The 21,137-nt window shown below is 64.6% G+C and carries 20 protein-coding genes and 1 tRNA gene; 5 read left to right on the top strand and 16 right to left on the bottom strand.

Annotation, left to right across the window (positions count from 1 at the left end):
• On the top strand, positions 1-765 hold the full coding sequence (locus CXY80_RS10450) for a glycerophosphodiester phosphodiesterase family protein (protein WP_233195251.1): 765 nt from the start codon (positions 1-3) through the stop codon (positions 763-765).
• Between the two features lie 111 nt (positions 766-876).
• Complete coding sequence (locus CXY80_RS10445) at positions 877-1,245, top strand: RNA polymerase-binding protein RbpA (RefSeq protein WP_092448605.1); 369 nt, start codon at positions 877-879, stop codon at positions 1,243-1,245.
• A 93-nt stretch (positions 1,246-1,338) separates the two neighbouring features.
• Here the strand turns inward: CXY80_RS10445 and lnt are convergent, their stop codons facing one another.
• From lnt to CXY80_RS10395, 9 genes are all read right to left on the bottom strand, one after another.
• Positions 1,339-2,862 (bottom strand): apolipoprotein N-acyltransferase, encoded by a 1,524-nt coding sequence (gene lnt / locus CXY80_RS10440; RefSeq protein WP_104132481.1) that lies wholly within the window; start codon positions 2,860-2,862, stop codon positions 1,339-1,341.
• Between the two features lie 7 nt (positions 2,863-2,869).
• Positions 2,870-5,347 (bottom strand): RNA helicase, encoded by a 2,478-nt coding sequence (locus CXY80_RS10435; protein ID WP_104132480.1) that lies wholly within the window; start codon positions 5,345-5,347, stop codon positions 2,870-2,872.
• 30 nt (positions 5,348-5,377) lie between these two features.
• Positions 5,378-6,139: a twin-arginine translocase subunit TatC gene (gene tatC / locus CXY80_RS10430; RefSeq protein WP_092448602.1), complete on the bottom strand. Its 762-nt coding sequence runs from the start codon at positions 6,137-6,139 to the stop codon at positions 5,378-5,380.
• A 47-nt stretch (positions 6,140-6,186) separates the two neighbouring features.
• Positions 6,187-6,417, bottom strand: coding sequence for a twin-arginine translocase TatA/TatE family subunit (tatA, locus tag CXY80_RS20525; protein WP_092448601.1), 231 nt, complete (start codon positions 6,415-6,417; stop codon positions 6,187-6,189).
• Positions 6,418-6,436: 19 nt separating this feature from the next.
• Positions 6,437-6,763 (bottom strand): hypothetical protein, encoded by a 327-nt coding sequence (locus CXY80_RS10420; protein ID WP_092448600.1) that lies wholly within the window; start codon positions 6,761-6,763, stop codon positions 6,437-6,439.
• A 3-nt stretch (positions 6,764-6,766) separates the two neighbouring features.
• Positions 6,767-8,896, bottom strand: coding sequence for a YafY family protein (locus tag CXY80_RS20180; protein ID WP_233195250.1), 2,130 nt, complete (start codon positions 8,894-8,896; stop codon positions 6,767-6,769).
• A 17-nt stretch (positions 8,897-8,913) separates the two neighbouring features.
• Positions 8,914-9,861 (bottom strand): FKBP-type peptidyl-prolyl cis-trans isomerase, encoded by a 948-nt coding sequence (locus CXY80_RS10405; RefSeq protein WP_104132479.1) that lies wholly within the window; start codon positions 9,859-9,861, stop codon positions 8,914-8,916.
• A gap of 129 nt (positions 9,862-9,990) precedes the next feature.
• Positions 9,991-10,992: a tRNA (adenine-N1)-methyltransferase gene (locus tag CXY80_RS10400; RefSeq protein WP_092448598.1), complete on the bottom strand. Its 1,002-nt coding sequence runs from the start codon at positions 10,990-10,992 to the stop codon at positions 9,991-9,993.
• Positions 10,989-11,753: an HAD family phosphatase gene (locus CXY80_RS10395; RefSeq protein WP_255411845.1), complete on the bottom strand. Its 765-nt coding sequence runs from the start codon at positions 11,751-11,753 to the stop codon at positions 10,989-10,991. Before CXY80_RS10395 ends, CXY80_RS10400 begins: the two co-directional genes overlap by 4 nt.
• Positions 11,754-11,832: 79 nt before the next feature.
• On the opposite strand from CXY80_RS10395, the gene CXY80_RS10390 reads away from it, so the two are divergent.
• The gene (locus CXY80_RS10390) at positions 11,833-12,789 is read left to right on the top strand and encodes a proteasome assembly chaperone family protein (protein ID WP_104132478.1); all 957 of its coding nucleotides are present in this window, start codon (positions 11,833-11,835) and stop codon (positions 12,787-12,789) included.
• Positions 12,790-12,792: 3 nt separating this feature from the next.
• Here CXY80_RS10390 and mshC read toward each other — a convergent pair whose 3' ends face one another.
• From mshC to CXY80_RS10375, 3 genes are read right to left on the bottom strand one after another with little or no spacing between them, the layout of a single operon-like run.
• Complete coding sequence (gene mshC / locus CXY80_RS10385; RefSeq protein ID WP_104132477.1) at positions 12,793-14,067, bottom strand: cysteine--1-D-myo-inosityl 2-amino-2-deoxy-alpha-D-glucopyranoside ligase; 1,275 nt, start codon at positions 14,065-14,067, stop codon at positions 12,793-12,795.
• Positions 14,068-14,110: 43 nt separating this feature from the next.
• Positions 14,111-14,965 (bottom strand): undecaprenyl-diphosphate phosphatase, encoded by an 855-nt coding sequence (locus CXY80_RS10380; RefSeq protein WP_092448595.1) that lies wholly within the window; start codon positions 14,963-14,965, stop codon positions 14,111-14,113.
• 59 nt (positions 14,966-15,024) lie between these two features.
• Entirely contained in the window at positions 15,025-16,392 is a 1,368-nt protein-coding gene (locus tag CXY80_RS10375) for a M20/M25/M40 family metallo-hydrolase (RefSeq protein ID WP_104132476.1), read from the bottom strand.
• 106 nt (positions 16,393-16,498) lie between these two features.
• On the opposite strand from CXY80_RS10375, the gene CXY80_RS10370 reads away from it, so the two are divergent.
• Positions 16,499-16,583 (top strand) — tRNA-Leu (locus CXY80_RS10370).
• Between the two features lie 110 nt (positions 16,584-16,693).
• On the opposite strand, the gene CXY80_RS10365 is transcribed toward CXY80_RS10370, so the two are convergent.
• From CXY80_RS10365 to CXY80_RS10350, 4 genes are read right to left on the bottom strand one after another with little or no spacing between them, the layout of a single operon-like run.
• Complete coding sequence (locus tag CXY80_RS10365; RefSeq protein WP_104132475.1) at positions 16,694-17,566, bottom strand: ABC transporter permease; 873 nt, start codon at positions 17,564-17,566, stop codon at positions 16,694-16,696.
• Positions 17,553-18,533, bottom strand: coding sequence for an ATP-binding cassette domain-containing protein (locus CXY80_RS10360; protein ID WP_104132474.1), 981 nt, complete (start codon positions 18,531-18,533; stop codon positions 17,553-17,555). Before CXY80_RS10360 ends, CXY80_RS10365 begins: the two co-directional genes overlap by 14 nt.
• Before the next feature lie 37 nt (positions 18,534-18,570).
• A complete protein-coding gene (locus CXY80_RS10355) occupies positions 18,571-19,713 on the bottom strand; it encodes a DUF2092 domain-containing protein (RefSeq protein ID WP_104132473.1) in 1,143 nt (380 codons plus the stop codon).
• Positions 19,714-19,764: 51 nt separating this feature from the next.
• Positions 19,765-20,172, bottom strand: coding sequence for a hypothetical protein (locus CXY80_RS10350; protein WP_092448590.1), 408 nt, complete (start codon positions 20,170-20,172; stop codon positions 19,765-19,767).
• Positions 20,173-20,255: 83 nt separating this feature from the next.
• On the opposite strand from CXY80_RS10350, the gene CXY80_RS10345 reads away from it, so the two are divergent.
• Positions 20,256-21,134 carry a hypothetical protein gene (locus tag CXY80_RS10345; protein ID WP_104132472.1) on the top strand — a complete coding sequence of 293 codons (879 nt, stop codon included), beginning with the start codon at positions 20,256-20,258 and terminating at the stop codon, positions 21,132-21,134.
• The last annotated feature ends 3 nt before the right edge of the window (positions 21,135-21,137 follow it).

Below are 21,137 nucleotides of genomic sequence, written 5' to 3'. Positions count from 1 at the left end.
GTGGCCGAAAATGCCCAGTCGGTGTTTCTCAGCGGGACGCCGCCCCGGGTGTTCGCCCATCGGGGCCTGACCCAGGCCGCCCCGGAAAACACGCTGCTAGCCTTCGTGAGGGCGCTCGCGACCGGGGCCACGCACCTCGAGACCGACGTGCAGGTATCACTCGACGGTGTCGCGGTGCTCAGCCACGACCCCGACCTCACGCGGCTGGGTCGGGATGTGCGCATTGATCAGCTGACCATGGTCGAGCTCAAACGCATCAGTCTGGGCGAGGGCCAGGGGTTCACGTCGCTCAGCGATGCTCTGGAAGCTTTTCCGGACGCCCTGTTCAACATTGATATGAAAAGTGATGCTGCGGCGGAGCCGACCGCGCGGGCGATTCTCGATCAGCGGGCCTCTGAGCGAGTGCTCGTGACCTCGTTCACCGAACCACGGCGGCGGCACGCTCTCAGCCTTCTCCCCGGCGTGGTGTCGTCGGCGTCATCGTCACTCGTGGCCCAGGCCGTCGCCGCGACGAATCTGGGGCTGACCGCCCTGGTTCGACGCACCCTGCAGGGGTGCGTCGCTGTGCAGGTGCCCGAACGGCTCGGACCGGTGCGCATTGTCACTCCCCGATTTATCGAGATGATGCATCGGGTCGATGTCGAGGTGCATGTGTGGACCGTGAACGATCCGATCGACATGATTCGACTCCTCGACAGCGGAGTTGACGGCCTCGTCACGGACCGTGCAGATCTGGCCGTTGCCGCCATTACTCGCCGAACCTGAGAGTTACCTTCCAGAACGGGGGGAGCGGGAAGGTTAACGTCCAGCTTGATGGTTTAGAACTGTGGAGGCATCGTGATCGATCTGTGATTACGAGCGAGAGGAGACCACACTATGGCTGACCGCAGTTTGCGTGGCATGAGATTGGGCGCACAAAGCCTGCAGAGCGAAGAAGGCGTCACCTTCTCCCCCCGAGTGGGCCACACCTACCGGTGTGAAACATGCGGGCGCGAGACGGTAATGATTTTCTCGGCCGAAGCCGAGGCTCCGGACGAATGGGAATGCAAGTACTGCGCACGGACGGCGACTCGGCTCGTCGACTCCATGCCCGTAATCGTTGACCACTCCGACGAGAAAATTCCTCGGACCCACTGGGATATGTTGCTGGAGCGTCGCACTAGGGACGAACTCGAGGAGCTGCTCGAAGAGCGCCTCTCGGTGTTGCGTCTGCGCCGTGGTGGCCAGCAGAAGATCGGTGCCTAACCGCTCAAAATCCCCGCTCGACCCCGCACCAGTGTGTTTGTACCCCCGTACTCGCACCCGTGGTGGCGGGGTCGTCGTTGGTTAACGCGGATTTTACCGGCGGTGTCGCCGGGCCGCGCCCAGGCAGAGCGCCAGACCGGCCAGGCCCAGACCCGACAGCAACCACTCAGTTGCCCGACCGGCCACCATCGCCGGCGTGATGGTGTCGCTGAGCGGCACCGTCTGCACCATGGCGCCCGCAGTGAACGTGGGCAGGCTGTCGAGGGTGTCACCGTTGGGTGTGATGATGGCGCTCGACCCGACCGTGGAGATGTTCACAACGGTGCGACCGGTTTGGATCGCACGCAGCCGGGCGATGGCGAGCTGCTGCACGCTTTCATCGGTGTGTCCGAAGTCGGCATTGTTGGTCTGGGCCAGAATCAGCTGCGCCCCGCTGTCGATCATCTCCTGCACGAGCTGGTCATCGGCGATGTCGAAGCAGATTGCGATGCCGGCCAGCACACCGTCGATGTTGAAGACATTGTCGCGGGTACCGATACCGTAGTCGCGTGCGATCAGATCAATCAGCTCCGGCGCGAACGGGCGCCAGAATGCTCGATCCGGCATATATTCGGCAAACGGCACCGGATGCACCTTGTCATATACGTCGACGGCCCCGCGTCCGGCCTCCCAGAGCAGAGAACTGTTGAAATAGGTGTCTTCGGGCTGGGTGATCGTGCCCGTGATGAGCGGAGCATCCATTTCGGTGCTGATGTAGTCGAGTACCTGCGCCGCCGCCGCCGAGCGGGTCGGGTCGATGTCGCTGGCGTTCTCCGGCCAAACCACAAAATCCACGCTCTCGCCGATCAACGGCAGGGTGGCCGAAGTGTGGTCCTGCAGAATCTGACCGGGTGAATACTCCGCAAACAGCCCGGCGTCGGCGTTGCCCTGCACCGCGGCCAGCCGGGTCGTGCCGCTGGGCAGCGTCGGCCACGCGGGGATGGCGAGCACGAGGGCGACCGCACCGACCGCCACGGCTGCCCGCAGGGTGTGGGCCAGGTCGGGCTCCCGCAATAGTTGCACGGCGAGGGCACTTAGCCAGACCAGGATGAAACTCAGGCCGGACAGTCCCACCCAGGCGACGAGCGAGCCGAACGGACTCTCCGATTGGGAGAGCGCGACTCGGCCCCAGGCGAATCCGCCGTAGGGCCAGACCGCGCTGATCGCTTCCCTGGCCGTCCAGAGCCCGGCCACGATGACCGGAACCAGTCCGACGCGACCCCAGACGCTCGGCCAGAGGCGCGGCCCGTGCCGCAGAACGAGCGCGGTGAGGCCGAGGCCGAGGCCGAAGAACAGGCTTTGCAAGCCACCGAGCGCGAACCACGGCACGAGTCCGAGATACAGAGTGATCCAGTAGATGTGGATCAGCCAGAAGGACAGCCCGGCGACCAGCCCGACCAGCAACCCGGTACCGAGGCTTCGACCGAGCAGCGCCACGAGCATGAGCGCCACGCCGACCGGGGCGAGAAACCACCAGTCCCGGTCCGGAAATCCGGCGTCGAGGATGGCGCCGGCACCGGCCGCCACCAGAACGGATGCCCACAGTGGCAGGCTGAACGCACTCTCGTTCTCCCCCATGGCTGGTTCAGGCCACCGAGGAGTACGCGACGATGCCGCGACGGATCGAGTCCATGGCCTCGCGCGCGGTCGGCCCAACGCGACCGTTACCGGCGATACTGCGCTGGTCAACCTGCACGAGCTGGTCGAGGAGGTCGATGGTCTGTTTGGTCCAGCGCACGAAATCTCCCGCGGCCATTTCGGCTTCGTAGAGCACATCGGCGAGCGACGCGCCGCGGGCCCATTTCCACATGGCCAGGCTAAGGCCAACCGCCAGCGGATTGCTGCCGGGCAGTTTGTTGTTGCGTTCGAGGTCGTCGATGCTGCTCCACAGGTCTTGCGTCTCGTCCAGTGCCGGTCGGAACGGCCCCTTGGGCAGGTAGCGGGCATCGATCAGCCCCTCCTCGCGGCGAGGCTCGAACACCAGAGCGCAGGCCATGGCGGCCAAACTGGCGGCATCCAGGTCCTTCCACAGGCCGCGGCGCAGGGATTCGGCGACGAGCAGGTCCCGATCGGCGTAAATGCGGCGCAGGATGCGTCCGCTTTCGCTCAACGCGATCGTTCCGCGCGCGTCGGATTCGAGGTAGCCGTAACCGAGCAGAACGTCAGTCACCCGGTCGAAAACCCGCGCGATGGCGCCGGTGCGCTGGGAGATCTGCTGGTTGAGGGCATCCGTTTGCCGCTTGAGCTTGAACCAGCGCTCAGCCCAGCGGGAGTGCGCCTCGCGGTCGGGGCAGTGGTGACAGCCGTGGGCGCGCATCTGCTTGCGCAGGCTGGCCACCTCACGCTGCCGCTTGTCGCGCTCCCCACGGAGTGAGTTGTCGGCCTTGGTACCTTCACGCTCGACCTCGGTCAGCCGTCGTCGAATGGATGAGTACTCCTCGAAATTGCCGAGGTGGCAGGTCATGCTGGTCTTGAACCCGGCCAGGGACTCGTCCTGCTGACGCACGGAGCGCGCGAGGTCGACGACAGCCCGATCGGCCTGGAACTGGGCGAAGGAGGATTCGAGGATACCTCGGGTACGGGCGACGCCGAACTGATCGATCAGGTTGACGGCCATGTTGTAGGTCGGCTTGAAACTCGAATTCAGCGGATAGGTACGACGGGAGGCCAGCGACGCGACAGCCTGCGGGTCCAGGCCCTGGGCCCACTGGATGACGGAGTGACCGAGCGTGTCGATGCCGCGACGGCCGGCCCGCCCGGTCAGCTGGGTGTACTCCCCCGGCGTGATCGGCACCCGCGCTTCACCGTTAAACTTCTCGAGCTTGTCGAGGACCACGGTGCGCGCCGGCATATTGATGCCGAGGGCAAGGGTTTCGGTCGCGAAGACGGCCTTGACCAACTTCTTCTGAAACAGCTCCTCAACCACCTCCTTGAACGCGGGCAGCAGGCCCGCATGGTGAGCGGCTACTCCGCGTTCGAGCCCGTCGAGCCACTCAAAGTAGCCGAGCACACCGAGGTCTTCGTCGAGCAGGGTGCGGCATCGGTCGTCGACAATCTGGCGGATTTCGTCGCGTTCGTGTTCCTGCGTCAGGCGCACACCGGAGCGGAGCACCTGACGCACCGCCTGGTCGCAACCGACCCGACTGAAGATGAAGAAGATGGCCGGCAGCAGATGTTTACTGTCGAGCATGCGCACGATGTCGCCGCGATCCATCCGGCCGGCATCGAACTGCGGGCGGTGGTTGTCATGACCGCGATACCCTCCGGAGGAACCGCCCTGCCGGCCGGAGCCACGGCCGCGCCCGCCGGCCGAACGCCCGCCGGCGTGGGACAGCCGAACGAGTTCGGGATTCACCCGATGAGTGCCGATCAAACCGGTGGAATCGAAGAGATCGAGCATGTTGTTCTTGACCAGAACGTGTTGTTCCAGGGGTACTGGGCGCTCCTCGGAGACAATAACGTCGGTTTCGCCGCGGACCGCCTGCAACCAGTCTCCGAATTCTTCCGCGTTTGACACGGTGGCGCTCAGCGAGACCATCCGCACCGGTTGCGGAAGGTGGATGATTACTTCTTCCCAGACAGCGCCGCGAAAGCGGTCGGCGAGGTAGTGCACTTCGTCCATAACGACGAACGCGAGGTCGGCCAGCAGGTCGGAGTCGGCGTAGAGCATATTGCGCAGCACCTCGGTCGTCATGACCACGATGCGCGCACCGGGGTTGACGTTGCTGTCGCCGGTGAGTAATCCGACCTGATCCGCACCGTACTCGGCGACAAACTCCTGAAATTTCTGATTGCTGAGCGCCTTCATCGGCGCGGTATAGAACACCTTTGCGCGAGACTGCTGCATCGCGAGGTAGATCGCGAATTCGGCCACGATCGTCTTGCCGGCACCGGTCGGTGCCGCGACGAGCACGCTATTGCCCGCCTCCAGACAAGCGCAGGCCTCGCGTTGAAACGGGTCGAGGTCGAACTTGAGACCGCTTTCGAAGGCCTGCAGTTTTGGCTGGCTGGCCCGGGTGCGAGCGGCCGAGTAGCGTTCGGCCGGCGATTGCGTGTGCGTCACGTGATCCTTATCAGTTACGACAGCGGGCTCCTAGGGTGCCCGGAGTCCAAGTTCCTTTTCGAACGCGAGCACTTTTCTGGCCGCGCGTCGATCGTGCAGCCACGCGATCCCGTAGGCGGCAAAGTACAACATGACCATGGGGATCGCCAGCAGGAACATCGACACGACATCGGCCGCGGGGGTGGCGATCGCGGTGAACAGCACGATGACCAGAATGGCGATCCGCCAGGATTTGATGATGGATGCAGCACTGATGACACCGGCAAAGTTCAAAAGCACAATGAACACCGGCAGGACGAAGGCGATCCCGATGGCAACGACGAGCTTGAGCACGAAGTCGAAGTACCCTTGGGCGTTGATGAATGCGGAGTCCTCGGTCGGGGCGAAACTCGTCATGAGTTCGACCACGTGCGGCAGCACGACCCAGCCGGCCGCGCATCCCGCCAGGAACAACGGGATGGCGGTGAACAGAAAACCGAAGGTGTACTTCTTCTCCGTGCGCGTCAGGCCTGGTACGAGGAACGCGAACACCTGGTACAGCCAGACGGGGCTGGACACGATCAGGCCGACGTACAGAGAAATCTTCAGCTTGAGGTCGAAGGCGCTCGTGATGTCGGGGTAGTTGATCTGAGCGTTGCGATGTTGGGCGTTGATGATGGCGTAGATCGGTTCGCGCAGCTGGTCCCAGACGAAATCCGAGAGGAACCATCCGGCAATCGCACCGATCAGTAGGCCAGCGGCGGCTAGGTAGAGTCGCTTACGCAACTCGACCAGATGCTGGCCGAGCGACATTTTGCCTTCAACGGGCGTACGCCGACGCGTGCGTACCGCCACGGTAGCTAGGGCTTCGCGGCCGGGTCGGTCGGACCCGCGGACTTCGCGGTGTCATCGCCCGACTGGGTCGGTGCGTTGGGATCGGGGTCGACGCTGTCGCTCTTGATTTCGCTTTTGAAAATCTTCATCGACTGGCCGAGGCTGCGGGCGAGTCCGGGCAGTTTGGGCGCACCGAAGAGAAGCAGTACGACAACGAGGATGATCAGGAAATGCCATCCGGTCAGGTTTTGCAGCATGAGGGTGTGTCCTCTTGTCTTAGCGGGTAACGTAGCGGGCGTTTCGCATCAGTTTACCCCGCACGATCCGGCCGTCGCGACGCACCTGCCGCCGATGGACGCGTTCCGCTTCGCGCTGCTCGACCTCGTGGCGCAGCGCCGCGAGATCCGTGAAGACGGCCGGTCTGAACTGCTCCGGCCTCGGGCTGACGTCCACGTTCAGTGCGGCGATCTGATCGCCCAGGGCTTCGAAGCCACGCAGCGCACCGAGGGATTTTCGGTAGAGCCGCACACCGGACCACACCAGAAGGGCGAGGAGACCCAGCGTCAGCGCGCTCCAGATGAGCAGCCAGGACCACCAGGGCATCCGCTACTCCTCGCTGGCTGGGGCATCGGTGTACTGCGCGACGCCGGCCGCCGCCCACTCGGCGACGACACGGCGTGATTCGGCCGGTTCGAGAACAGTGACGATCCCGGCCAATCCCGCGACCAGTCGTTTGAGGGCGTGGGAGTGGGCGACCCGCAGGGTGGTGCGCGTATGACCCCCCGTACCGACCGGAACCGACCGTTCGGGGCGATAGTCGGCGAGCAACGGCAACGCCGCGGTTTCGAGTTCGAGTCGCACGTCCAGGTCGCCGCTGGAGGCTTGGAACAGGGTATCGGGCAACAGAATATCCGCGGCGTGCATGCTGCGTGCTCTGCTGGTCGTGCGCGGGTCGCTGATGCGATCGAGACGGAAGGTGCGTACCGCTTCGCGGAGATGGCACCAGCCGCGCAGGTACCAGTCGTTGTCAACAGATTCGATGCGCAGCGGATCGACGAGACGGTGTTCCTGAGCACCGCGGGCGTTTAGGTAGTCGAACTCTACCTGCATCCCCGACGTGAGAGCTGCCTGGAGGAGCGCACGTGTCGCCCCGCCATCGCGCCGCGCGACGGCGAGTTGGGTCGGCGGAGCAGACGCCCCGCGGGTCAATTTGGCCATCAGCGATGCAATCGCATCCGTATCAGCGTTGTCGGGTAGGGCCGAGAGATATTGCAGGCCGGCGATGAGCGCTGCAGCCTCCCGGGCCGAGAACCTGGGCGAATCGTCGATGGCGACCTGATGGGTGAGGACGATGCGGTCGTTCAGCTCGAATTCATCCCAGAGGATGTCGAAGAGATCGCCGTGCAAATACTGACGGGTTTCTCCGGGAATTCCGGATAAGGCGATGAGACTGACCAGGGAGCGCACACGCTCAGGGGGCAGGTCGAAATGCTCGGCGACCTCCGTGACGGTCACCCGACCCTGCTCGATCAGGTAGGGAACCAGCGAGAGCAGGAGAGTGAGCTGGTCGCTGGCGATTCGCGACTGCGCGGCCGTCGTGGCCGGTTGCGTTTTGGATTGCGTCAGGCGGCGGCGCGGCGCCGCTCCGGCTGCCCCGACCGGCAGGTCGGGCGAATGAGCATCGCGAACAGCGAGCAATCGGCTGGTCACGGCCGTGCGGAGTGCGGGAGGACCAACGACGAATACTTCCGGCCCGAAGGCGGCCAATTCGTCGGCTAGAACGTGCAGGTCGGTGAAATGCACGACGCGCTCCGGGCTGGACGCCGGGTCAGTTGCCGGGATTCCCGACTGACGCGCGCCGAGGCGCACTGCCGCGTCGGTGCCCGGCTGCACCAGGACGTGCGCGACGTTGCTCGCCCACAGTTCTTCCAATTCGGCCAGGGCGCGGGCACTGTCGGCGGCAGTGCCCGCGGACGCGTCGTTGGCAGCATCGGTGACCGGGGACGGGAACGCCGCCGGTACGACCTTGACCGCTCCCACGATGCGCGAAAGGAGGAAGGTGCGCGGAGCATGAGCGACTTCATCGGTCGCGTAGAGGTGCCAGCGCCCCTCATGCTGCACGAGCGCCCGGGGGACGACCACGCGACGAAGCGGTTTCCTCTTGCCCGGTTTGAGGTAGAGAAAGGCCACTACCTCGGTGCGATCCAGCGCTTTGCTGAGCGGGTCAAAGCTATGGTCCCGCGTGCGCAGCAACGGTGCGTAGCCGAGCACAGGTTCGCTCGAGTCGACGCCGAGCGAATTCAACTTGATCAGGGCGCGACGGGATTCACCGGACAGCGATCCTTCACGCCAGACCGTGCCGGCGAGTTTGAGCAGCGACACTTCGTCGGGAGTGAAGGTCACATCGGCCGGGAGGTCGTACAGCCCTTTCGGTATGCGATAGCGCAAGTGATGGTTGCTGCCCGGATCGTCCGGAGTCTCGACCGTCTCGAGGGGAATGCCCAGTTCCCGAATGTCGTCCTTGTCGCGCTCAAATTGGCGCTCCAAACTGCCATTGGGTCCAGCGATCAGGAATCGCTGCCGATAGCCCTGAACGTTGGCGAGGATATCCGCCTTGGTCAGCCCGGTGTCCGTCGCTACGAGCGCCAGGACCAAGCTGAACAGACGTTCCGGAGCGGTGACCGGGCGCGGTTTGGGCGCGTCGCCGCGTTCGTCTGGGTCGACCGGGGAAGGCACGAGGTCACTCCCGCCGTTTAGTTGATGCCGAGGATGTCGAAGACGAAGATGAGCGTGGAATCGGCCGGAACTGCGCCCGACGCGGTCTTACCGTAGGCCTGTGTGGGCGGAATGACGGCGACGATCTGCGACCCGACGGTTTGCCCGGTGAGAGCCGCTGCCATGCCGGGGATGAGCTCAGTGGGAACGAACTCGACCGGGCTGCCGTTCGCCCAGCTGGAATCAAAGACCGTCTTGTCTTTCCAGAGCACTCCGGTGTAGTTCAAGGTGACCGTCGAATCTTCCAGGACCTTGGCCCCGGTGCCCTTCTTGAGGACCCCGATTTCAAGTTCAGTGGGCGCATCGCCGGACGGCACCACGATGCCGGGCGTGCCGTCGGCGTCCAGAACGACCGCGGGAAGACCGTTGGCGACCAGCTGGTCTGCACCGTCGGCGCGAGGCAGGAAGGCCTTCACGATGTCGACCACGAGCACGAGGGAGTCCGTCGCCGCGACCTGGAACTGTTCGTTGCCGCCGGCTGGTCCGAAGGCGTCCTCGGGTGCGATGACGATCGCGACACGTGCCCCGACCTGGGCGCAGAGCAGACCGTCGACGAATCCAGGAAGGGTGCTCTCGTTGAGGATGATCGGGACGGCCGTTGAGCCGTCGAAAGCACTCTGCTGGATCGCAGCACCGGTCGTACCGTTGTAGAGGTTGAACTCTGCGGTGATCTTCTGTCCGGGAACGATGTTGTCCCCCGAACCCGCAATCACCTCGGTGCGCTGGGTGGACGCTGACTTGAGGGGCGTCGGAAAAGTGACCTCCGGTGCCGAACCAAAGTCGCCGGAAACTTTCACCAGCTCGGAGGCGGCACCCGCGGAGACCGGTGCGTCACAGGAGGCCTGGGCCGTGCCGGGGCTGGCACAGGCGGTCAATGCCGCCATCACGAGTCCGGCGGTGGCGATCAGCGCGGATGCTTTGCGCACAAGTCCTTCTTTCGATACGGGGTTGCTGCAGCACTGGGCGCTGCGCTGGATGCTGTGGGGTCGATCTGTGACCGGGTGGCGCGGCCGAGGCCTCGCGCGTACTACAACCGAAACGGGCCGAGCCCTATTCTAACCGGCGTCGAGGTCTCGAGCTTTGGAGAGGTCTGCGCTGGTCCCGGCGATCCGCACGCGTTTGCGCATGACCTTGGCACTGACATTGCGCTCACCGAGCGCCCCGGGCGTCCACGCCTCGACGTCGGCGTCACTGAAGTCGGTCTTCGACGGTCGCCGTTTCAGTTCGGGCAGAATCGTGTCGGGAGCGAGCCGTCTGGCGGTGATGAGAAAGCCGGTGTGCCCGATCATGCGATGGTCTGGGCGAACGGCGAGTCCCTCGACGTGCCAGCCACGAATCATGGTCTCGCTGGAGTCCGGGTTGGTGTACAACCCGGTACCACGAATGGCCTCGGCCACGCGAGATAGCTGCGTCACCGTGGCAACATAGCAGAGCAGGACCCCGCCGGGCTTGAGGGCGTCGGAAACCGAGCCAAGGCACTCCCACGGTGCCAGCATGTCCAGGACGACCCGGTCAACGCTCTGCGCCGGCAGGGTCTCCGGCAGGGTTTCGGCGAGGTCACCGAGCGTGATGGTCCAGTTCTCCGGATCGTTGCCGAGGAACGTGGCGATATTGTCCCGGGCGACGTCGGCGAATTCTTCCCGCCGTTCGAAGGAAGCGAGCCGACCGGCCGGACCGATCGCCCGCAGCAGCCAGAGCGAGAGCGCTCCCGAACCGACCCCGGCTTCAACGACAGTGGCACCGGGAAAGATATCGGCCTGGGCCAAAATCTGTGCAGCATCCTTGGGATAGATGATGGCCGCGCCGCGCGGCATGCTCATCACGAAGTCCACCAGCAGGGGGCGCAGCGCAAGATGCTCGACCCCGACGTTGTTGGTGACGACCGATCCGTCGGGCTGCCCGATGATGTCGTCGTGCGCGAGAATTCCGCGATGCGTGTGAAAGGTCAGGCCAGCCTGGAGCGAAATGGTGTTCATTCGCCCCTTCGGTCCGGTGAGTTGCACGCGGTCGCCGACGCGAAAGAGTCCACTGTTTTGGATTACCTGGTTGTTGCTCATGCGAGTGGTGCGCTTTCGTGTTGGGCAGCCCGGGTGGGGGCGAGAAGATGAACGGGTTCGGAAAGTTCAGCGGTGGAGAAACGATAGAGCGCTGCCAGATCATCAATCGTGCGACCGACCAGCGTCGACCAGCGGGTGTAGTCGTCGCTTTCCGGCAGGTCGATCTGGTGGGGCACAGCGATGGTGATGGTACCGGCGGCCACCGCCGAGGCGACGCCGGGAACGGAATCCTCAATGGCGATGCACCGGCGCGGATCGACGCCGAGCCGTTCGGCGGCCACGAGGTAGGGGTCAGGGTGCGGCTTGCTGTTGGCGACCATATCGCCGGCGATAACCAGGTCGAACGCGGGAAAATCGATCAGGTCGATGATCTGCCGAGCCAGGCGCTCGACCGACATAGTGACGAGCGCAGTCGGCACTGCCGCCGCCTTCAACTCCTGCAGGAGTTCACGAGAACCGGGGCGCCAAGGAATACCATGCTCGGCCAGCTGCTGCTGCACCCGGTCGGTGAGGCGAGCGACAATGGCGTCTGGCGTGAGATCCACCCCGCGGGACTGCAGAATCGCCGCAGAGTTCCACAGTCCGGAGCCGACCAGCAGCATGCCATCATCATGCGTCCAGACGCCGCCGAATTCAGCGACCAGCTCCGTTTCCGCACGCATCCAGTACGGTTCGGTGTCGACGATGGTCCCGTCCATGTCCCAGAGGACGGCGGCGGGAAGGGAAACGGGCGCGGAGGGCGGCACAGGAGAAACATTCACGGGATTCAAGTCTAGGGCCACCGCCTATCCTTGACTGAGGCGCTCCACCGGGAGGCCGAAAGAATTGAGGACATACACGGTGACTGACGGTATTGGGTTTCTGGGCGGGCGGCTTCTCGTCGTTGCTTTCGAGGGCTGGAATGATGCCGGCGAAGCTGCGACCGGGGCAGTACGTGCACTCAAGGACCTCCTCGACGTCGAGGTCATTACCGAGGTCGATCCGGAACTGTACTTTGACTACCAGTTCAACCGACCGACCGTGTCGACCAATGAAGACGGCGTGCGTGCCATCGGATGGCCGAGCGCGATCATGTACGGACCGACGGCCGCCGGCCCGGTAAGCGTTCCGCTGGCCGAGGACGCCGAGTTGCGGGTCAGTGGTACGAATGCCGGCAACATCTACCTGCTCATCGGTACCGAACCGTCACGAAGTTGGAAGAGTTTTGCGGCGGAGATTCTCGACGCTGCCCTCGCCGCCGATGTCAGCGGTGTGGTGTTTCTGGGAGCGATGCTCGCCGACGTTCCGCACACCCGACCCATTTCCATCTTCGTGTCGAGCGACAACTCGAAGGTACGCGGCGAATTGCAGATCGAACGAAGCAACTACGAGGGACCCGTCGGCATTCTCAGCGTGCTGTCGGACGCCGCCGAGACGGCGGGCATTCCGACGCTGTCGATTTGGGCATCCGTTCCCCACTACGTGCACAATGCGCCGTCCCCCAAGGCGATGCTGGCCCTGATCGACAAGCTGGAAGAAGTGATCGACGTCGTGATCCCCCGTGGTGCGCTCGTCACCGAGGCGGCCGAATGGGAAACCGGGATCGATGTGCTGGCCGGTGAGGATGAAGAGATGGCCGCCTACATCGCCCAGCTCGAGCAGGCCCGCGATACCGTCGACTCCCCCGAAGCGAGCGGCGAAGCCATCGCGCAGGAGTTCGAGAAATACCTGCGAAAACGCGGCACTGACGGACGTGATGGACGCGCTGACGGTCGACCCGACGGGCCGAGCAGCCGGCCAGAGGGCCCGCGGCAGTAGGTTCTAGAGCTCCACGCCGAGCAGGGCATGGACGGCGCGATGGACGAGTTCAGGGGCGTCAACGGTGTCGGCTGCAGCGTGGTCGAGTATGCGCAGCGCCTCCGGCGTGTCCAGATCGTGTCGGAGAGCCAAACGAAGCGACTGCACGATTGCTGTCGCTGAACCGGACGCACCGGCGCCGAACGTGGCGCCGGCACCGAAGGCCGCCGACCAGCGGGCCAAACGCTCCACCCCTTCGTCGAGCAGAGAGGACGTCCACTCCCAGTCGGTGCGATAGTGACGGTCGAGCAGGGCAAGACGAATGGCCCGAGGATCGATGCCCCTGGCCCGCAGGCGCGACACCAGCACGAGGTTTCCGAGCGACTTGCTCATCTTCTCCCCCCGGTAGGCGACCATGCCGGTGTGGCTGTAGACGCCGGCGAGCGGATGCCCAGACAGCCCTTCCGCGTGTCCGGCGCTCATGTCGTGGTGCGGGAAGATCAGGTCGGATCCGCCGCCCTGCACGGTGAAGTCGGTGCCGAGCTCCTTCAGGGCGATGACCGAGCACTCGATGTGCCAGCCGGGTCGCCCCGCACCGACGAGGGATTCCCAGGCAGGTTCTCCGGCCCGGGCGGCCCGCCAGAGCAGCGGATCGAGACGGTCGCGCTTGCCCAATCGGTCAGGGTCTCCCCCGCGCTCAGCGAACAGTCGGAGCATGCTCACGAGGTCGAGGTTGCTCTCCTCGCCGAGCGTCCAGCCCGTGTTCGCTTGCGCTGCTGCGATATCGAAGTAAAGATCGGCGGCGATCTGCCCGTCAGCACCGGCCACGGCATCGTCGGTCGGCACGGGGTAGGCCAGCCCGGCATCGCGAAGCGCGGCGACCGCCTCAGCGATCTCGTCAATGACCTCGGTCACGGCGACGAAATCGTTCGGTGGAATGATGCTGAGCGCTTGCATATCGGTGCGGAACAGCTCCACCTGAGATGCGGCGAGTTCGCGCCAGTCCACGCCGGTGGCCGTCGCCCGCTCCAGGAGCGGGTCATCGACATCCGTCACATTCTGGGCATAGTGCACCCGGAAGCCGGCGTCGATCCAAACCCGCTGCAGGGTATCGAAGGCCAGGTAGGTGTTGGCGTGACCAATGTGCGTCGCGTCGTAGGGCGTGATGCCGCAGACGTACAGACGGGCCGCATCGCGTGGCTGTGCCAGCACCAGGCTGTCCGTTTTGGTGTCGTGGAGCCAGGGAGCACTGGATTCCCCGGGGACAGAGACAATTTCGGGTCGTTCCCATGCACGCATACAACCAGCCTAGCTTTCAAAGGGCGGTCGCCTTGCGAGCGGGCTACGCGGAGATGACGTTCGTGCCGAGGAGCACGAACAGCACGATGCCGAGCACGATGCGGTAGATCACGAACGGCAGGAAGCTGCGCTTGGAGATGTAGTTCATGAAGAACGCGATCACGGCGAGGGCCACGAAGAAGGCGATGACGGTGGCCACGAGCGTTTCCAGCGGGCCGAAGATTTCGGGCGTGCAGTTGGCTGCGCCAGCCAGACACGGCTCGGCAATGGACTTATAGATCTGGAAGAAGCCGCTGCCGAGCACCGCCGGAATGGCCAGTAGGAAGGCATAACGGGCGGCGGCAGCGCGCTCATAGCCGAGAAACAGTCCGGCCGTGATGGTTCCGCCGGAGCGCGACACCCCAGGGATGAGGGCGAGGGCCTGGGCGAATCCGAAGATGACGCCGTGACCGACCGTGATGTCCTGCAGCCTGCGCCGTTTGGCTCCGACATGATCGGCGATTCCGAGCAGAATGCCGAAGACGATGAGCATGGTCGCGGTGATCCACAGCGACCGCAGCACGGTCTCGATCTGGTCCTGGAACAGCAGTCCGAGGATGATGATCGGCAGCGAGCCGAGAATGATGAGCCAGCCCATGCGGGCATCCGGATCTGTGCGGGGAACGCTGCCCCCGAGCGATCTGGCCCATTGGCCGATAATGCGCACGATGTCGCGCCAGAAAAAGATCACCACGGCCGCCTCGGTGCCGATCTGGGTGATGGCGGTGAAGCGTGCCCCCGGATCTTCGCCGGTGCCCAGAAACTGGCCGACGATGGCGATGTGCGCGCTCGAGGATACCGGGAGGAACTCGGTCAGGCCCTGGACCAGACCCAGGATGATCGCATTCAGAAAGTCCACACGCTTCGCTTTCTCAGATTATTCAAGGGATGCCCGCTCCGTGTCGGATCCAGGGCTTGCTAGTAGCTGGAGAGCAGGTCGGTCAAAACCCGCCTGCCAAACACTAATGCGTCGAGGGGCACTCGTTCATCCACGCCGTGGAACATGGCCGGAAAATCGAGGTAGGCCGGCAGCCGCAGCGGGGCAAACCCGTAGCCCTTAATGCCAAGCGTGCTCAGTGCCTTATTGTCCGTTCCGGCGGACAGCAGGTACGGCAGCACCGGCGCTCCGGGATCGTGGCGCTCCAGGGTGCTCACTACGGCGTCGATCAGCGGACCGCTGAACTCGGTCTCCAGGCCGATATCGCGGTGCATCGTCACGATTTCGATGTCCGCACCGACGATGTCCTGAATCTGAGCGAGCACGAGGTCTTCCTCCCCCGGCAGCGAGCGGATGTCGATCAGCGCCTCGGCCGCATCCGGGATCACATTGTGCTTATATCCGGCGGTGAGGCCGGTCGGGTTGGCGGTCGTGCGCAGGCTGGCCTGGATGAAGCCGGAGGCGGTGCCGGTCGCCAGGGCGAGCTCGTCGGGGCCGACCCGCTGCGGATCCACGTCGAGAATGCGTGCGATCTCGCCGAGCAGCTGTTCGGTTGTGTCGGTAAGCCGAATCGGCCACTCGTGACGCCCCAGTTTTGCCACGGCCTCGGCGAGCCGGGTGATCGCGTTGTTCGGATGCATACGAGAGCCGTGCCCGGCCTCGCCGCGGGCCACCAGTTTGACCCAGATGAGGGCTTTCTCGCCGGTTTGCAGCAGGTAGGCGCGTTGGCCGCCGAGGGTGATGGAGTACCCGCCGACCTCGCTGATCGCCTCGGTCGCACCGTCGAACAGGTGCGGGTGTTCGTTCACCAGAAAATGGGAACCGAGCACACCGCCGGCCTCTTCGTCGGCGAAGAAGGCGATGACCAAGTCGCGCTCCGGCGCACCGCCGGAGCCGATCACGTCCTGCAGGGAGGCTAGAATCATGGCGTCCATATTCTTCATATCGACCGCACCGCGCCCCCAGAGCAAGCCGTCCTTGATGACGCCGGCGAAGGGGTCGACACTCCAGTTCGCCGGGTCGGCCGGCACCACGTCGAGGTGCCCATGCACGACCAGGGCCGGGCGGGACGTATCGCGACCCTGCACCCGCGCCACCACACTGGTGCGGCCGGGTTCGGAATCGAACAGTTCGGGCACGAGGCCCAGGGCTCGCAGCTTCTCGGCAACGTACTCGGCGGCATCCGTTTCACCGTTTGAACGACCCTCACCATAATTAGTGGTGTCGAAACGGATGAGATCGCGCGCGATTTCGGCGGTCAGATCGAGTTTCGCAGCGGCCGTTCCGGGTGACGCACCCGCTGAATCAGCGGAACTTGCGGCCGGAATCGTGTTCGGGGAGGAAGCCATAACCACACGCTACCCGTCGCCAACGGGTGCAGTGACACAACGGGCGTTCTAAACCGTGCTAAGTTATTACCTCGGCAGCCGGTTCATCCGGAGGCCGTTTCACCCAGTCCGGGTGGCGGAATTGGTAGACGCGCTGGCTTGAGGTGCCAGTGCCCGTTAAGGGCGTGTGGGTTCAATTCCCATCTCGGACACGGAGATTTCTTTCAAGAAATCAACGAGGACTGGTTGAGACAGTTCACAAGGCCGGATCCCCTGGATCCGGCCTTGTCTCGTTAAGATTCATAGCAGTGACGGGAGTCGGTCAGGACAGGATGTCCCTGGTCACGAATCGGCTATAGGCCAAAGCCCCGAAAACGGCCACGTAGCAAAACTGCACGATCGCGTTCTGGCCGAACGAACCCAGGTCGAGCGGTTGCCGAAGCAGATCGGCGAAGCCGAGCCAGTAGTGGCTGAACAGCCACGGGTGCAGCCAGTCGAGCTGCGGGATGACGTCGAGTATCTGCGCGATCACCGAGACCACGATTGTTGCCGCCATGGCTCCGACGGGCACATCGGTGAGGGTGGAAATGAACAGTCCGATCATGGACAGTCCGAGCAGCGACACCGTGACGTACGCGGCCACCAGCAGCGACCGCAACACCGATTCAGGCACGCTGATGGTGTCGCCGGAGAGCAGCGTCACTGGCCCGACCGGGAACAGTGCCGCACCGATGAGTGCGCCGGACACGGTCAGCGTCAGCGTCGCGACGAGGCAGAACAGGGCAGCGCCGGCGTATTTGACCAATAGCAGCCGTACGCGGCCGGCTGGGGCCACCAGGAGGTAGCGCAGGGTGCCAAGGCCAGCCTCCCCCGCGATGGTGTCTCCGGCGACGACTCCGATGGTTAGTGGCAGAAACAGGGGAATGGCGACCACCATGGCGGTGAAGCCGACGAACAGGCCGTTCTGGGTGACCCGGTCGAGGAACGGCGGCCCCTCCCCCGGTTCCAGCGTCGACGAGGACAGACGCACGGCCACGGCTAGCAAAATCGGGATGAGCGCCACCGCGATGAGCATGGCCCAGGTACGACGACGACGAAACAGTACGGAGATCTCCGAGCCGAGCAGATCCCAGCCTCCCGCGCGGGCTGACAGAACGCGCTCCGGCGTCTGCGGCAGGATTTCACTGGACGACATCAAAACCCTCCCCGGTCAGTGCGACGAAACGTTCTTCCAGGCTGGGTTCCACGATGGCGAAACCACGGATGCGCACGCCACCGGCCACGAGAGCCGTCACGATGGCCTCCGGCTGCCAGTTGGTGTCTCCGAGCGGCGCAACGACGACCGCGTCGGCGGCATCGCTCGTGGCGTGTGCTGGCCCGAGCCCGAGGTGGGTGAGCACCCGGAGGGCGCCGGCGGCGTCCGGTGTGCGCAGGTGGACCCGTGATTCGCCCACCTGCCGCAGCTGGGCCAGGGTGCCCTGCGCGACGAGGCTGCCCGCACTCATCACGGCGGCGTGCGTGCACATCTGCTCGACTTCGGCGAGCAGATGGCTGGACACGAACACGGTCGTGCCCTCGGCGGCCAGCGAGCGCACGAGGCTGCGCACTTCACGCATGCCCTGCGGGTCGAGGCCGTTGGTGGGCTCATCGAGCACCAGCAGCTCGCGTGGGAGGATGAGGGCGTTGGCGATGCCGAGCCTTTGTTTCATGCCCAGTGAATAGGCGTGCACCTTCTTATCGGCAGCGTGGGAGAGACCGACCCGTTCGAGAGCACCCTGAACTCGGGCCCGACGGGTACCGCGTGGGGCGAACCGATCGGCGGTATCGAGGCGCCGCAGGTTTGCCGCACCGGACAGAAACGGGTAAAAGGCCGGACCTTCAACGAGGGCGCCGACGCGGGGCAGCACCTCGCGCAGTCGGGCGGGCATGGACTGATCGAGCACGCTGATGGTGCCGCTCGTCGCCTGGGTGAGTCCGAGGAGCATGCGGATGCTCGTCGTTTTGCCCGATCCATTGGGCCCGAGAAAGCCGAAGACCGAGCCGCGCGGCACCATGAGGTCGATGCCGTTCACCGCCGTTTGCGAGCCTAATTTTTTGGTGAGCCCCCGGGTCTCGATCGCCAGGCCGTGACCCTGGCTTGCGGTTGTCACGGTGCCGGTCATCGTGCCGTGCGCAGGATGCCGGTCCCGGACACCGTTGTCACTCCGCGGCGGCCTGCAGCGCGGCGAGCGGAACCGCGCCGGCGAACACCCGCCCGTCGTTGCTCAGGAACACCGTGACGAGGGAGGTGGTCACGGCACGGCCACCGTCGACGGCCGTGGTCAGCTGGTCAAGCATGGGGTTGGCGCTCAGCTCGGCCGGCACGGCCGCTGCTGGCACCTCGACGATGGTGGACCAGCCGGTACCCGTCATGACGGGAACCTGACCCGCTGCCGAGCTGTGATCGCCCGGCTGGTCGCCGGTAGCGCCTTCCGTCGGAGCCGGCATGGCCTGTTCCGTCACGGTGGCCGTGGCCGGGGGCGTGAAGGCGAACAGGTCGGCGTTCGGGGCCGCGAAGTCGATGGCGGTGAAGCCGACCTGGAATGCCGGCGAGCTCTGCCCCTGGGCCAGCACGGTCACCTGAAGCGGCAGCCCGGTTTCGGAGTCAACGGCGATAGAAACGGATGCGACGAGCGTTTCGGTCGTTTTTGGCGTGAGGACCAACTCGTACACGCTGCGCCCCGCGACTCGGGCATTGGTGCCGACCGAGACCGTCGTGCTCGGGTCGAGCTCGCCGAGGAAGCGCTCGGCGAGCTGTGCTGGCGTCGCGAGGTCGGTGGGCAGCTGTGACTGCAGTTCGGCGGACTTCGCCTGGGCGGTGGCTTCGAGGTCGAGGCTCAGGTGGGTCGCCGCGTTCGTGTTGGAGTCATACAGCCAGATGTCTCCGCCGTTGTGCACAACATCACGTTCGGCCATGCGGTCTTTGATCTGCACCCGGGACTGGCTTTCGCCGCCGACATACACTCGAAATTCGTGCGCGCCGCTCAGCAATGCGAGGGCCGTGGTCACTCCCAAAGGAATAACGCTGTCGTTGCCTTCGGGCAGGGCTCCCGTCATGGATTCGCTCATGCCCGCGCTGAGGTCTAGTGACGGAAGGCCCAGGTCCGCTGATTGTTCAACGGTTCCCGAGAAAGCGGACACAGTGCTGTCGTTCACCAGAAGGAGAACCTGCTCCGGTGTCTTGTCCGGCAGATCGACGGTGGCACCGGCCTGGAGCGGCACAGCAATGACGGCAGCGACGACGACTGCCGGAACGACGAACGCCGGGAGCCAGCGGAGAGAATTTCGAGACACGAGCTTCATACCGCGATCGTACGCCCCGTACGCCGCACTCAACCGGTGGGGTCAGCGTATTTACAGGTCCCCGGACTCGCTGCTATCGCGGGTCGGTTCGCTCCGGCTCGGTGCCTCATCGGTGATGCCGATGAATTGACTGCCGATGCCGTCGCACTCGGTGCGTCCGAGGCCGTCGGCCGGATCGGGCAGTTCATCCGCCCGGTGGTTCGAGCAGGTGATGTAGGTGAAGGTCGGCCACCACTTCTTGGGCCGCACGGCCTCGGTGTAGCCACAGATGGTGCAGGTGAGCTGCACCCAGACCGGCTTCTTTCCGGTGCGATTCGCGCGCGACTGCAGCAACCAGGCCGGCGGTTCGGCCTCCAGCCTGGCCAGCTGAGCTTCGCTTAGGCGCGACGGAATACCGTGGCGGGTGGCCATTTCCAGGGGGATATCCAGGCGCAGTGCTACTTCTCGTCGCGTAATCATCTCAAACTACGATAGGCGCTTTTTAGGGGCCGCGCGGAGCATCCGTTCGCAGCAGGCGCCCGTCACTATGGGAGAATGACCCAATGTCAAACACTCCGTCCCCGCTGGGGCTGCTCTTGGACGTGGACGGGCCGATTGCGAGCCCGATCACCCGCACGATCAGTACGCCGAGCATTGTGACCGACCTGATCACCCTGGCCGGGGCGCACGTGCCGATCGCCTTCATTACGGGGCGGTCTGCCGATTTCATTCGCGAGCAGGTCGTCGCGCCGCTCGTGGCCGCGGGTCTGCCCGAGAATTTTCGCATGTACGGGGTGTGTGAAAAGGGTGCTGTTTGGTTTCCGATCGGGTCAGACGGCATGGGCACAGTCGTGGTTGATCGGGCCGTCGCCCTACCGCTGGCCGTCACCGACGAAGTGCGCCAACTGGTCGCCGACTCATTCGCCGCCGAGATGTTCTTCGACGAGACCAAGCAGGCGATGATCTCGGTTGAGCAGCGCACCGATGTCAGCCGGGCGGCCTTTCAGGCTCGCCAATCCGACTTCAATGACGCCGCTTTCGCCATTATGGTCGGGCACGGGCTCGGCGTTCGATTCGAGGATCGCGAAAGCGCCGATGCCTCGGGGCAGATTCCGTTTCGGCTGGACGCCACCATCATCTCGACCGATATCGAATCGGTCACCCTGGACAAGAACCATGCGGCCAAGCGGGCACTCGCTTTCTTTGCCGAGAGCGGTCCGCTTCCCCGGTTGTGGCGGTCGGTGGGTGATTCGCGCAGCGACTACCGCATGGCCGACCACCTGCACGAGGCCGGCTACGACGTGTCGCACGTCGACGTGCGCCCGGCCGATGGAATTCTCGACCGGCCGTATCCGGTCATCGTCATCGGTGATCAGATTCACGATGAAGCCGGGGCAACTTTTCTGCGTTACTGGGTCGACAAGTTGGCGCTGCCCGCCTGATCG

Origin of the sequence: Cryobacterium sp. M91 (assembly GCF_002929615.1) — a bacterium.
Taxonomy (GTDB): domain Bacteria; phylum Actinomycetota; class Actinomycetes; order Actinomycetales; family Microbacteriaceae; genus Cryobacterium; species Cryobacterium levicorallinum.
This window is presented reverse-complemented; position numbering and strand designations above follow the sequence as displayed.